Below are 13,590 nucleotides of genomic sequence, written 5' to 3'. Positions count from 1 at the left end.
AATATATTCCTTACCCTTTGAGACTTTCATAGTACTTATCATCTACACGTTCAAGCCATTCGTTACTTGTTTGAGTTCCCGGTATCTCTATAGCTATATGACTAAACCAGCTGTCGGCTTTTGCACCGTGCCAATGTTTTACACCTGTTGGAATATATGCAACTGATCCCTCTTGAAGGCTTATGGGTTCTTCACCATCCTTTTGGTACCAACCTTCTCCGGCAGTACAGATCAGTATCTGCCCACCGCCACTTTGAGCATGATGAATATGCCAGTCATTGCGACAACCAGGCTCAAAAGTGACATTGAACATAAGAAGATGTGCATCTTCCGGATTGAGTAATAAGTTTAAAAAAGAATCTCCCGTAAAGTATTGTGCATAATCTTCATTGTATGCACCTGTACCAAACATATTTGCTTTTTCAAATTCTGCTTTATCTGTATACTTCATCTCTTAGTCCTTTTGAATAGTTTTCTTTAATCTTGTAATTCAACACCGCTAATCATTTTATAGTGTTGAAGCAATTGTTCCTGTGCACTGATATTGTCTGCTTTTAAAGAATGACTTGCCTCTTGCATATGAAAAAGGTAAAGACCACTAAACGTAGCAGCTTCACTTGAGGCCAACCATACTTGTGTTTTTGCCCCCTCATCTAAATCATCAGGCGCACTTGAACCACCCATCTTTGTCGGGACCCAACCAGGATCAACAGTATTGACATAAACATCGGGCCATTTACGCGCTAATGTAAAAGAGAGCATCAGTACAAGTAGTTTTGAAGTTGCATAGTTGACACCTTGTTCTAAAGAAATGTTTTCAATATCTAAAACTCCTTGCTGGTGCATATTTGAACCTATATAGATAAGCCGCTTTGGTTTATGTACAAGAGCACTTAAAATATATGGAGCAAGTACATTAACTTTGAAAATCTCCTCATTTGAACTTTCATATACACCTGCATTATGAATAATTGCATCAAATGCTCCCAATCTGTTTAGCTCTTTTGCCAACTCTTTGGTCGCTTTTATATCAGACAGGTTTGCTGTCAAAATTGTCTGGGATGAAGTTAACTTCTCCTGTAGCTCTTTTGAACGTTCTTCATTACGGGCATGCAGAACAACATTATGCCCTTCGTTTATCAGCATTTGAGCTGCCAAGAAACCCAAACCGTCAGTCGAACCGGTTATAAATATTTTAGCCATTATAATTGCTTAGAATGTTGCGGCATCTATAACGTAACGGTAACGTGCTTTTTTATTTACTACATTGTCCCAAGCTTCATTAATCTGTTCTGCAGAGATGATCTGAATTTGAGGATACACTTTATTGTCTGAACAATAATTTACTACCTCTTGAGTCTCCGGCATACCACCGATAAGTGAAGCATTAAAATTAACGCGGCTAAATGAGAGCCCAAGAGCATTTAAATTAAGAGAGAAACCTTCAGGCATACCAACTTGCGTGTAAGTTCCGTAAGGCTTAACTACAGAAGCGTAAGCAGCAACATCATACTGATATGGAATCGTACAAAGCATATAATCTAACTTGCCTGCATAAGGTTGTAGTTTTGACAAATCATCTACAACGATTGCCTCTTTAGCACCAAATTTTAATATATCGTCTACCTTGCTTGCAGATGTTGTAAAAGCATAAACTTCCGCTCCTTTTGACACGGCAAGTTTTATAGCCATATGTCCAAGACCGCCGATTCCAGCCACTCCGACCTTATCTCCTTTTTTAATGTCAAATTTCATAATAGGAGAGTATGTAGTGATTCCAGCACAGAGTAGCGGAGCAGCTTCTTGAAAACTTATATTTTCCGGAATATGCACGACAAAATGTTCTTTTACAACAATATTATTTGAATAACCGCCCTGAGAGATTCCAGTAGGTGAACTTTTTTCAGGATAACCATAAGTAAAGACGGTCTCAGGACAGTACTGTTCTTCACCCTGTTTAAAACTTTCACATTCGGGGTTACTGTCTACCATACATCCTACACCGGCTCTGTCACCAACTTTAAATTTTGTTACATTTTTTCCGACTGCAGCAACGACACCGACAATTTCATGACCCGGTACTTGAGGGTACTGTTGTGCTCCCCAATGCCCTTTCATTTGATGGATATCAGAGTGGCAAATACTTGCATATTTGATGTTGATTAATACATCATCATCTCCCACTGGACGACGTTCAAATTTCCAAGGTTTTAACTTCCCTGAGGTATCTACTGCTGCATAACCTTTTGATTGTATATTATTGTTCATCCTTTGCTCCTTAGCGAATGTATTTGTAGATGTTGAAAATACTAAACCTGCACCTGCTAGTGCTGTTTGTTTTATAAAGTCTCTTCTGGACTTCTCATTTGCTTTAGTATCCATCTTGAACTCCTAAAAGTGTTTTTGTATTACAACTTTTGTGTAATGGCATGATTAAATTGTACTACAATATTGGTATTGCCTATAGAACATTTCTATATTATGATTGCCTAATTCTGCAAAGAGATGTATAATAATAAAAAAATGGATATGTTATGAATAATATGTCAATACAAAACTATCGTGAAGAACTTAAAGATATCATCAAATTAAGATACACTGATGATAACCTCATAACTACTCAAATAGATCAGCTTACTTTTTATTATAGATCTGATCCGACAGACATGCTTGAAACACTTTACGAGCCTTCTGTTTGTATAATTTTACAAGGCAGTAAAGAGGTTGGTCTTGGCGATGAGTTGATTCCATATGATGAAGATATGTACCTATTGGCATCAATACATATGCCCGCTCAAGTACGGGTAGTTAAGGCATCATTACAACAGCCTTATATCGGACTTACCATTACATTTACTATGGAGCAAATATTTGAAGTGCTAAAAGAGATGCCTCCTGTAGCAAAACAATCGGCTAGATCACAGCGCGGTCTTTACTTTGGAGATATGAAACTGCAACTTCTTGAGTCTGTTACCCGTTTGGTTCGTCTGCTTGATTCACCGGAAGATATTTCTGTACTATCCCCTTTAATAATCAAAGAGATTTTGTATACGGTTATGCGTGATGAAGGAGGAGATGTGATCCGTCAATATGTTCAAGACGGAAGTTCAGAACAGCGGATTGTACAGGCTATTACAAGGATAAAAGATAAGTATAACCAGCCGCTTAACGTTAAAGAGTTGGCACGAACACTAAGTATGAGTGAGTCGTCTTTATATCACAGTTTCAAAAAAATGACTGCTATGAGCCCGTTGCAATTTCAAAAAAAATTACGTCTTCAAGAAGCTAGACAGATGTTATTGACACAAAATATTGAAGCGGCACAAGTAGCATTTGAGGTAGGATATGAAAGTCCATCACAATTTAGTAGAGAATTTTCACGTATGTTTGGCTTGGCTCCTAAAACTTATGCAGTTAAAAATCAAAAGATATCTTAAAGTGGTATATGAAAGAATTTGATAATTTTGATAGAATACATATTATTATTTAGTATTTTTAAGAAAAAATTGAAATGAAAACATACTCGTGTAGTTTTGAGTATTAAAACGGCATAAATCATGAATGAAGTAAAAAATAAAATATTTTCAAAACCATTTTTAGACTCACTCTTTTTTACTCAAAATAAATGGCACCAGCATGGAGTTCTTGTTCATACTTTGAGAGTAGTGTATCAGGTACTTAAACATGGTGAATTTAAGATGCTTGGCGCTGCTTTTTTGCACGATGTCGGAAAACCTTTTGTTGCTTTTAAAAAGGATGCTGAAGACTGGGAATTTAAAGAATGGAGTTTTACCGATCATGAGGAGAGAAGTTATCAGATCATAAAAAACTGGACTTTTGTAAGTGAGTATACGAAAAACTTGGTTCGTTACCATTATCTCATTCGAGATATCAAAAAAGCAAAAAAAGAAGACTTGGCTAGATATGCTTTAAAGCAACCTATTTGGGACAGTCTGGATGAAGAGCTTCAAAGAGATTTAGAGAAATTTTTAATATATGATGATCTAGGCAAGGGAAAAAAACGAAGAGAGTAATAGATATATGAGAGATACAAAAAAAATACAAATATCCTTACTGTTGATTGCCACACTTGGTGTTATGTCCGGTATTACCGTAGTTTCTTCCTTACCGCTGATAGCACATACTTTTTCAGATATAGAACATATTGAATTTTTATCAAAACTGATGCTTACAATTCCTTCAATGATCATAGCTTTATTTGCACCGTTTGCCGGACATATTGTCGATAAGTTTGGACGCTTAAAGCCTTTGTATGGCGGTATTATTCTTTTTATAATCGGTGGGAGTTCCGGCTTTTATCTGCACGATTTTTACGTGATCCTAATCGGTCGTGCTCTTCTTGGACTTGCAGTTGCACTTATTATGACTAGTTCAACGGCACTTATTGGAGATTACTTTAGTGAAGAGGCACGACATAGATTTATGTCAAAACAGGGGATGGCTGTAGCTCTTGGAGGTATATTTTTTATCTCTTTAGGTGGATTGCTCGCTCAGCTACATTGGTCGTATCCTTTCGCTATCTATTTAATTCCTCTACTCTTTTTTCCCTTACTTCTTACATCTCTTTATGAACCTAAAAAATATACGCAAATCAATGAAGATTTGGATGTAGAAACAAAACTGTTTCCTGTCTACTTGACTGCATTTTTTGTCATGGTACTGTTTTACATGCTTCCAACGCAATTGCCGTATTTAATAGTCAATATCTTAGGTGGAAAACCGCAAACAGTAGGTTTTGTAATCGCGACAGCGATGACTTTTAATGCTCTTACCTCTATGCAGTATGCAAAGATAAAAGCAAAATTTTCTTATATTCAGATCTATATGGCAACATTTGTCTTGTTTAGTTTAGGGGTATTTATCGTCTCTCAAGCCAATAGCATTGCAGATCTCTTTTTTGCTACCGCTCCTCTTGGAATGGCTTTTGGGCTTTTACTTGTAAATACCAACGCTTGGTTTCTTTCACAAGTACCGCCGCATAAAAGAGGAAAAGCTTCAGGGATGTTAACCTCTAGTTTTTTCTTGGGACAGTTTTCTTCCCCTTTACTGTTTGAGCCTATTGTTTTGGCTTACGGAATTCAAGGACTCTTTTTTATAGTCTCACTTGTCGCTCTTTGTGTAGCGGTTTTCCTGTTTGTAAAGGGTTATAAATAGTTTTAGTGTTTAGGATTTTGAACGATTTCTAGAGTTAGACCTAGGCTTATTTTGTCTAGGTTTTGAATTGTTTTTAGAACCACCTCGTGAACCGCGACCTCCACCCATATTTATAGGTTCAGCTTTTATAGAAGGATCGGGTTTAAAACCTTTTAACCATACTTTTGGAATATCTTTTTTAATAAGCTTTTCAATATTTCTTAAAAATTCATCCTCATCTACACATACCAGTGAGATTGCTTCACCTTCATTACCGGCACGTCCCGTACGTCCAATACGGTGTACATAATCTTCACTTACATTAGGCAGTTCAAAGTTTACCACATGAGGCAGCTGGTCTATGTCGATGCCGCGTGCTGCTATATCTGTGGCGACTAAGACTCGTACTTCACCTTTTTTAAAATCAGCCAATGCCTTAGTTCTTGCATTTTGACTTTTATTACCGTGAATAGCTACTGCTGTAATACCGTCTTTTTCCAACTGTCCACATAGTTTATTCGCCCCATGTTTAGTTCTTGTGAAGACGAGTACCTGCTTCCAATCTCCATCACGTATAAGATGTGTTAAAAGCTCACGTTTACGTGCTTTATCAACGTGGTAAACTGCTTGTTTTACGATCTCACTTGAAGTGTTTCTTCGCGCTACTTCTATAAGCGTCGGAGATTTCAGTAAACTCTCTGAGAGTTTTTTGATCGCATCTGAATAAGTTGCTGAGAAGAGAAGGTTTTGTCTCTCTTTAGGAAGGAGTTTCATAATTTTTTTAATATCATTGATAAACCCCATATCTAACATCCTATCCGCTTCATCAAGTATGAAGAAGTCAACTTTTGAGAGTTTGATCGTTCCTTGCGATATATGGTCAAGGAGTCTTCCGGGAGTAGCTACCACGATATCTACACCTTTTCTTAGTTGAGTGATTTGAGGGTTTATCTTGACACCTCCAAAAATCACGGTAGATTTAAAAGGAAGATACTTCCCGTAAAGAGATACACTCTCACCAACTTGTGCTGCCAACTCACGTGTCGGCGTTAATATGAGTGCACGAACATGACGTTTATCTTTTGTTGCTTTATCGCGTGCAAGCAGTTCCAGTAAAGGTAATGTAAAACCTGCTGTTTTTCCCGTACCTGTTTGCGCACCTGCTAATATGTCTTTTTTTTCTAATACTACAGGTATAGCTTTTTCCTGTATCGGTGTGGCCTTTGTATAGCCTTGTTCTTGTATCGCTTTTAATAGAGGTGCTGATAGACCCAGTTCTTTAAATGTCAACTTATTTTATCCTAGTTGTTAATATAATTCATAATAGCATAATAAACTGCGAGTAAGGCCAGAAATTTAAACTAATATGGTTTAGTGACTAAAAAGCTTATTAAGATTATAAAAGTATAATACATACTATGAAAAAAATAGCACCAATATTAATAGTTTTACTTTTTGTAGTAGTTATAGTTTTTATCTTTCTTTCTCTAGGAAAGACGCAGCATATGGTTGTGATCAAGGAGGGAAACCTCAAGCAAATTCCACTTCAAATTGAGCTTCACAAATATCAGGACAGCTATTGCGGGATGATTATCGATGATCTGAAATATGCATCTCAGATTGTTGCAAAAGACGGAAAAACTTGGTTTTTTCATGATCATGGAGATTTTGTTTTATGGCTTGAAAACAAACCATTTAAAGAGAGTGCAAAGATCTGGGTAATGAGTAGAGATACTCATAAATGGATAGATGCAAGAGAAGCTTATTATTCAAGAGATGAAATAACACCTATGGGCTTTGGATTTGGAGCGTATGAAAAACAACAAGAGGGACTTGTAAACTTTGAGCAGATGAAACTTTTTACACTGCGTGGTGAAACTATGCAAGATCCGAAAATAAGAAAAATTTTAACGGATAAATAAGTGGATACAGTAAATATAATAGCAATAGTTAGCATCGCATTTTTAGGCTCTTTTGGACATTGTATAGGTATGTGTGGGGGTATCGTTTTAGCATACTCTAGTATCAAAATAGAGCCGCAGAGTTCCAAAGTTTCAAAAAGTGTGGCACACCTTCTGTATAGTTTGGGAAGAGTATTTACATATACGATCTTAGGTGCAATTTTTGGTTCGCTCGGTGGTGTAGTTACGTTTTCAAATACTGCAAACGGTGCATTGTTGGTATTTGCAGGTATTGTGATGGTATTAGCCGGTTTGTCATTAATGGGAAAAATTAAATTTTTAACAGTGATTGAGCATACATTTTCATCTTCGCAAATGTATAAAAATGCTTTTAGAAGCATACTTAATTCGAAATCAAATTTTAGTTTTTTCGTTCTTGGAATGCTTAACGGACTACTGCCTTGCGGTTTTGTGTATTTCTTCGCAATCACAGCAGCTGCAACGGCAAGTCCATTGTATGGTGCTTTGGTAATGTTTATTTTCGGTATCAGTACGATTCCTGCAATGTTTGGGCTTGGGTTTTTATCTTCAATGGCAAGTGCTACAAGTTTTAGAAACATGATGATGAGTCTTTCAAGTGTAGCAGTTATTTTGTATGGCGGTTTTACTATATACAACGGTTACGATTATCTTACAAACCCTTTAAGAACCGTACAACAGTGTCATTAATTGAAGTAGATTAAATTTAGAATTAGATATAATAAAAATAAAAAGGTTTTGAGACTATGAAAAGTTCAATTATAGAGAGTATTAAGTCACTTCCTCCTCTTTCAAAAACGATTGCTGAAATCGATAGGGTTTTCGCAGACTCTGAATCTGGTGTAGCTGATCTTGCTAAAGTAATTGAACATGATCCTATGATCGTAGCTAACCTTTTAAAAACTGCCAATTCTCCTTTATACGGCTTTGGAAATGAGATCAAAAATGTCGCTCAAGCGGTATCGCTTTTCGGTATGAGTATGACGAGAAGCATTGCTGTTGGAAATGCGGTAAGAAAACTTTTAAACGTTGATATGCAGCCGTATGGAATTACAAGTGATGATTTTGCGGAAATCTCTTCTATGCAAGCAACCTTAATGACTAAATGGTATTCAAAAATAGATAAAGCAAAAGCAGAAAAACTTTATTTGGCAGCTTTTTTGCAAGAAACAGGAAAAATTTTAATTGCTAGTGACGTAATTAAAGAAGATGAAGATGTTAGTTTTAAATCTGAAGTGGAGATGTCGAACAATCTCGCTCAAGTTGAAAAATCTTATGTAGGGGTTACAAGTTCTGAAGTGACGTCTAAGGTTTTTGAACACTGGGGATTTCCTAAAGAGTTTGTTGAAATGATCCGTTTCGCAGATACGCCGGAAGAAGCTCCTGCTGAAATAAAAGAGTTTGCAACGGCTTTACATATAGTAAAGACAGCGTTACCTATTAATAAGCCTTTTTCCGAGCAAGCGATTAACTTTGCACTTCGCAAAGCAAGAGATGGCGGTTATAAGTATGAAATTCTAGAAGATGCAATTGATGATATGTTAGATATTATCGAAGAAGAAGCAGAAGTATAATGTCAAAAGTAGTTACAGTTATTGATACTTTCGGCTTCTTTTTCAGAAGCTTTTATGCACTTCCACAACATCTTAAAACTAAAGACGGTTTCCCGACAGGGCTTTTAACAGGTTTTACAAACTTTATCTCAACATTGCAAAAAGAGCATGACAGCGATTATCTTATCTTTGCCGTTGATTCTAAAGGTCCTACTTTTAGAAATGAGATAGATGAAAACTATAAGGCAAACCGTCAAGCACCTCCGCCGGAACTTACAATGCAGCTTCCAGTAGCTATTGAGTGGATCAATAAAATGGGTTATAAAACACTTGGACTTACTGGTTTTGAAGCAGATGATATGATCGCGACGGTTGTAAAATTTGCAAAAGAGAAGGGTTATATCGTACGTGTAGTCTCACACGATAAAGACCTTTATCAGCTTATAGATGACGATAAAGTAGTGTTGGTAGATGCAATCAAGCGAAAAAGCATCAATGAAGCAGCGTGTTATGAAAAGTACGGAGTAACTCCAAAACAGTTCATTGACTACCAATCAATTCTTGGAGATAGTGCCGATAACGTTCCAGGTGTAAAAGGGATCGGAAAAGTTGGTGCGGAAAAACTTTTAAAAGAGTTCGGAACACTCGATAATATTTATGCAAATATAGATGCGATCAAAGGGGCAAATCAAAAGAAACTGATCGAGTCTAAAGAGCAGGCATATATGTCTAAGCAGCTTGTGTCTCTTCGTGATGATGCATTTGAAAACTTAGATTTTGAAGAGTATAAAATGGATGTTGAAAATCCATTTTTAAATATTTACGATGAACTTGTACAGTATGAGCAAAATGCAGTCCTTAGAACTCTTCATGCAAAGAATATGGTAAGTGAAGAGCGAAAAGAGCAGGCTGTGAAAAAAGCTCAAGAAGAGATTGAAGAGGATAAAAGTGCAGAAGAGTTTAAAACAACTCTGATCACGAATACAAAAACTCTCAACGAAGTACTTTCACAACTTGAAGAGTTGAGTGTTGTAGCCTTTGATACGGAAACAACTGGACTTGATTATAAAACCGATAAGTTAGTCGGCTTTTCATTCTGTTTTAATGAAGATGAAGCGTATTATGTTCCTTTTGGACACTTCTATTTAGGTGTCGGTGAACAGATCTCCCAAGAGGATGCAAAAGAGGCTATCAAGAAGATCTTCAAATCACTTGTAGTAGGGCACAATATCAAGTTTGATCTACACTTTGTCAATAAATTTGTAGGCGAAACCTTAAAACCTTATGCAGACAGTATGATCCTTGCATGGCTTATCAATTCAGAAGCAGCTCTTGCACTTGATAAACTTTCAGAAAAACTACTGAACCATAAGATGATATCGTTTAAAGATACAGTAAAAAAAGGAGATGATTTTTCATCGGTTGAACTTGAAGAAGCGTGTAAATATGCAGCAGAAGATGCATATATAACACTTAAACTCTACAACTTGTTTTTACAAAAACTAGAACTGCAAAATGCGGCACACCTGATCGATGAAGCAGATGAGATAGAGATACCTTTTATGCAGACTCTTTTAGAGATGGAAGAAAACGGTATAGCACTAGATACTGTATTTTTAGAGAAGTTCTTAGATGAGGTAAAAGATAGTCTTGCTAATTTGACAAAAGAGATTTATGAGCTTGCAGGTTCAGAGTTTAATATTAACTCTACCAAACAGCTTGGTGTAATCTTATTTGAAACTCTTGGACTTCCTGTCGGTAAAAAGACAAAAACAGGTTATTCTACTGATGAGAAAGTTTTAAACTCTCTTATAGAAGCACATCCTATTATCCCAAAACTCTTGGAGTATCGTGAGGTTTATAAACTTTACTCTACATATATTGAACCTCTTTTAAAACTGGCAAAAGAGAGTGAAAGTTCTCGTATATATACGTCATTTGTACAGACTGGAACGGCAACGGGACGTTTAAGTTCTAAAAATCCTAATTTACAAAATATTCCTACTCGTACACCGCTTGGTGCAAAAATTCGTCAAGCATTTGTTGCACCAAAAGGGAAAAAGCTTATAGGGATCGACTATTCACAAATTGAACTTAGACTTTTGGCTCATTTCACACAGGATCCTGTTTTAGTAGATGCGTTTAATCACGATAAAGATATTCACCTTCAAACTGCAATCGTTCTCTTTGGAGAGGAAGAGGCTGCCAAGAAAAGAAATATAGCAAAGACGGTAAACTTTGGACTTCTTTATGGTATGGGACAGAAAAAACTTTCTGATACTTTAGGAATTACAACAAAAGAAGCAAAAGAGATTATTGAAAAGTATTTTGAATCATTTACAACAGTAAAAACTTATTTCAGGTCTATAGTGGACGGTTCTAAACATAACGGTTATATTGAAACATTATTACATAGAAGAAGATATTTTGACTATGAGAATGCGACGCCTATGTTTAAAGCTGCTTACGAACGTGAGAGTGTCAATAGTGTTTTTCAAGGAAGTGCAAGCGATCTTATTAAACTTGCAATGAATAAAATTGCAAAAACAATAAAAAAAGAGAATTTACGCGCAAAACTTTTATTGCAGATTCACGATGAATTGATTTTTGAAGTTGATGAAGATGTTGCTGATGAGCTTGGTAAAAAGTTTCAATCAATTATGGAAGAGATTTATGAGCTTCATATTCCACTTAAAGCATCACTTAATATAGGTGATAATTGGAGTGAGTTAAAATAAAGAATTCAAGCCTTGAGAAATAATTATCTCTCGATAGGCTTTGGAGTAGGTTCACTAAAAAGGAACCCTTGAGAATATTCAATACCCAGTTCATCAAGTTTATTCTGAACTGCTTGAGAATGAACAAATTCTGCAATAGTAGGGATTTTGGCATTTTTTGCAAAAAAGCTGATAGCTTTTGTGATCTCATAGCTTTTTTTATCGGTGTCGATATTTTTAATATATCTTGCATCGATTTTTAAGAAGTCAATCTCCATATCTAAGATTCTTTCAAAGTTAGAGTACTCAGATCCAAAATCATCAATAGCTATTCTAAAGCCGCTTGCTTTTAAGCTTTTTAATTGTTGTACATGGTTTGTTTTACCTGTTGCACTGACACCTTCTAAAACTTCTAAAATGACTCTATTTGGAGAGATGTTATATTCTTTAGTCTTTTGTAAGAGGTAGTCTTTTAAGAAGTGTTGGTTTAGATCATCTTCTGTAATATTAATAGAAAAAGAGTAGTCATTTTTGGACATCTCTTTAAAACTTGTGTCTATAATTCTTTTTGTTATTTCTGTTAATAATCCTGAAAGTCTGGCAGCTTCTAAAAAGGCAATAGGTGATAAGACTTTGTCAAATTCTTGAATTCTTGCTAATACTTCAAACTTCAGAATTTTTCCTGTTTTATTGTCTCTAATACCTTGAAAATAAGGGATTACTCTGTGTTCAAGTAAAGCTGAATAAAGATGACGGCTTGATTCTATGAAAGCTTTTTTATTTTCCTCACTATATTCTCGACTAGTTGAAGGTTCGTAAATATATAAGTTGTTTTTCCCGTTTTCTTTTGCCTTTTTCAATGCAAAAGCAGCATCTCTAAGATGATTTGCATCGGTAAAAACGGCGCCGTAAGTAAATGAAATATTAAACGTCAAATCAGAGGCAAGCAATGTTGAACTGTAAAAATATTCCTGTATTTCTGCAACAAGCTCTTTGATATCAACTTCTTTTGTATAAAGTAGGGCAAATTCATCGGCATTAATTCTAAATGTTTCATGTGTACCAAAATTATTTTTTAATACCTCGGCAATATCTACGAGAATTTCATCACCTATTTCAAATCCGTATGCACTGTTAATATAGGAGAAGTTATTTACATTGAGTAAAATTAATGTAATGTCGCCATGATATGTTTCAAGTGTTCGAGCTAGTTTAGCTTTATTGTTTAAAGATGTAAGAGTGTCTGTATATGCCAGTGCTTCTATTTTCATTTGTGCAGCTTTTAATTCTGTCAAATTAGTGAAAATACCGACATAATTCTTTTTACCTTGAAATTCTAAAATACTGATACTTAACCATTGAATGACTTCATTGCCGTGAGCGTCAATATTTGTAATTTCACCTGCCCACTTTGATGTTTTCTCTAAAGTTTCCCACATCTCTCTATAAAATGACGGAGATTGTAATCTAGACGATAATATCCTTGGATTTTTCCCAAAAATCTCTTCATCCGTAAATTTATAGATATCTTTAAATGCTTGGTTGCATTCAATGATTTTATTGTGTTGGTCGGTAATAATAATACCCTCTGAAGCATTTTGCAGGGCAACAGAAAAAAGTTTGATTTTTTGATCTTTTTGAATGTTTTTAAGAACAATACTAATAATTTTAGAACCTGTTTCTAAAAGTTTTTTATGAAAATTAGAAGGTGAACGGTGTTCGAAAGATGAAAGGGCAAAACTTCCTACAGGTATACCGTATTGATCCCTTATTGGCATTGACCAGCAAGCACATAGATTAAAGTCATAAGCTATTTTACGCAGATCGCGCCATCTGTCATCTTCAAAAGTATTCGTGACATATTGGGCTTCATTTCTAAAAACGGCATTTCCACAAGAACCACCGCCTGCACCCGGTTTTAAATTGGCTAAAGCTTGATGTCCAACATCAGGGACGGAAGGTGCAGATAATACACTCATTAAACCGTTTGAAGAATCTACCAGCATAACAGACGCAACAGAGTTGGGTAGAAGTTTTTCAGCAAAAAGACACAAAGTGTCAAGTACTGATCTGGCTTCTGTTCCTGCTGCTATCATACTTAAAATATCATTTTGTATCGTAATAATATTATTATATTCCTCTGGCGTAATTTGCACCTCTTCAAGATCTTGAAGTTCTAAATTACAGCTAGTATCGTTAAAAGACATTAAAATAATCCATTTTCAT

The 13,590-nt window shown here is 35.7% G+C and carries 12 protein-coding genes; 7 read left to right on the top strand and 5 right to left on the bottom strand.

The window, feature by feature from the left end:
* Positions 1–10: 10 nt before the first annotated feature.
* The 3 genes from P6N22_RS03630 to P6N22_RS03620 are packed head-to-tail and all read right to left on the bottom strand — an operon-like array spanning position 11 to position 2,382.
* Entirely contained in the window at positions 11–451 is a 441-nt protein-coding gene (locus P6N22_RS03630) for a cupin domain-containing protein (RefSeq protein ID WP_280330251.1), read from the bottom strand.
* Positions 452–477: 26 nt separating this feature from the next.
* Complete coding sequence (locus P6N22_RS03625; RefSeq protein WP_280330249.1) at positions 478–1,203, bottom strand: SDR family NAD(P)-dependent oxidoreductase; 726 nt, start codon at positions 1,201–1,203, stop codon at positions 478–480.
* A 9-nt stretch (positions 1,204–1,212) separates the two neighbouring features.
* On the bottom strand, positions 1,213–2,382 hold the full coding sequence (locus P6N22_RS03620; RefSeq protein WP_280330247.1) for an NAD(P)-dependent alcohol dehydrogenase: 1,170 nt from the start codon (positions 2,380–2,382) through the stop codon (positions 1,213–1,215).
* Between the two features lie 152 nt (positions 2,383–2,534).
* On the opposite strand from P6N22_RS03620, the gene P6N22_RS03615 reads away from it, so the two are divergent.
* The 3 genes from P6N22_RS03615 (at position 2,535) to P6N22_RS03605 (ending at position 5,175) form a co-directional block, all read left to right on the top strand.
* Entirely contained in the window at positions 2,535–3,437 is a 903-nt protein-coding gene (locus tag P6N22_RS03615) for an AraC family transcriptional regulator (RefSeq protein WP_280330245.1), read from the top strand.
* Between the two features lie 120 nt (positions 3,438–3,557).
* Positions 3,558–4,034 carry an HD domain-containing protein gene (locus P6N22_RS03610; protein ID WP_280330243.1) on the top strand — a complete coding sequence of 159 codons (477 nt, stop codon included), beginning with the start codon at positions 3,558–3,560 and terminating at the stop codon, positions 4,032–4,034.
* Between the two features lie 7 nt (positions 4,035–4,041).
* Positions 4,042–5,175 (top strand): MFS transporter, encoded by a 1,134-nt coding sequence (locus P6N22_RS03605; protein WP_280330241.1) that lies wholly within the window; start codon positions 4,042–4,044, stop codon positions 5,173–5,175.
* Positions 5,176–5,184: 9 nt separating this feature from the next.
* On the opposite strand, the gene P6N22_RS03600 is transcribed toward P6N22_RS03605, so the two are convergent.
* Positions 5,185–6,444 carry a DEAD/DEAH box helicase gene (locus tag P6N22_RS03600; protein WP_280330239.1) on the bottom strand — a complete coding sequence of 420 codons (1,260 nt, stop codon included), beginning with the start codon at positions 6,442–6,444 and terminating at the stop codon, positions 5,185–5,187.
* 128 nt (positions 6,445–6,572) lie between these two features.
* Between P6N22_RS03600 and P6N22_RS03595 the strand changes: the two genes are divergently transcribed.
* The 4 genes from P6N22_RS03595 to polA are packed head-to-tail and all read left to right on the top strand — an operon-like array spanning position 6,573 to position 11,385.
* Positions 6,573–7,076 (top strand): hypothetical protein, encoded by a 504-nt coding sequence (locus tag P6N22_RS03595; protein ID WP_280330237.1) that lies wholly within the window; start codon positions 6,573–6,575, stop codon positions 7,074–7,076.
* Positions 7,077–7,784: a sulfite exporter TauE/SafE family protein gene (locus tag P6N22_RS03590; protein ID WP_280330235.1), complete on the top strand. Its 708-nt coding sequence runs from the start codon at positions 7,077–7,079 to the stop codon at positions 7,782–7,784. It begins immediately after the preceding gene.
* Positions 7,785–7,840: 56 nt separating this feature from the next.
* Positions 7,841–8,668 (top strand): HDOD domain-containing protein, encoded by an 828-nt coding sequence (locus P6N22_RS03585; protein WP_280330233.1) that lies wholly within the window; start codon positions 7,841–7,843, stop codon positions 8,666–8,668.
* Positions 8,668–11,385, top strand: a complete 2,718-nt coding sequence (polA, locus tag P6N22_RS03580; protein WP_280330231.1) for a DNA polymerase I — start codon at positions 8,668–8,670, stop codon at positions 11,383–11,385. Before P6N22_RS03585 ends, polA begins: the two co-directional genes overlap by 1 nt.
* Positions 11,386–11,408: 23 nt before the next feature.
* Here polA and P6N22_RS03575 read toward each other — a convergent pair whose 3' ends face one another.
* Positions 11,409–13,571 carry an EAL domain-containing protein gene (locus P6N22_RS03575; RefSeq protein WP_280330230.1) on the bottom strand — a complete coding sequence of 721 codons (2,163 nt, stop codon included), beginning with the start codon at positions 13,569–13,571 and terminating at the stop codon, positions 11,409–11,411.
* Positions 13,572–13,590 lie beyond the last annotated feature (19 nt).

The sequence above is a fragment of the Sulfurimonas sp. C5 genome, assembly GCF_029872055.1.
Classification (GTDB): domain Bacteria; phylum Campylobacterota; class Campylobacteria; order Campylobacterales; family Sulfurimonadaceae; genus Sulfurimonas.
The sequence above is the reverse complement of the archived record's forward strand: the minus strand, read 5'-3'. Positions and strand labels throughout refer to the sequence as shown.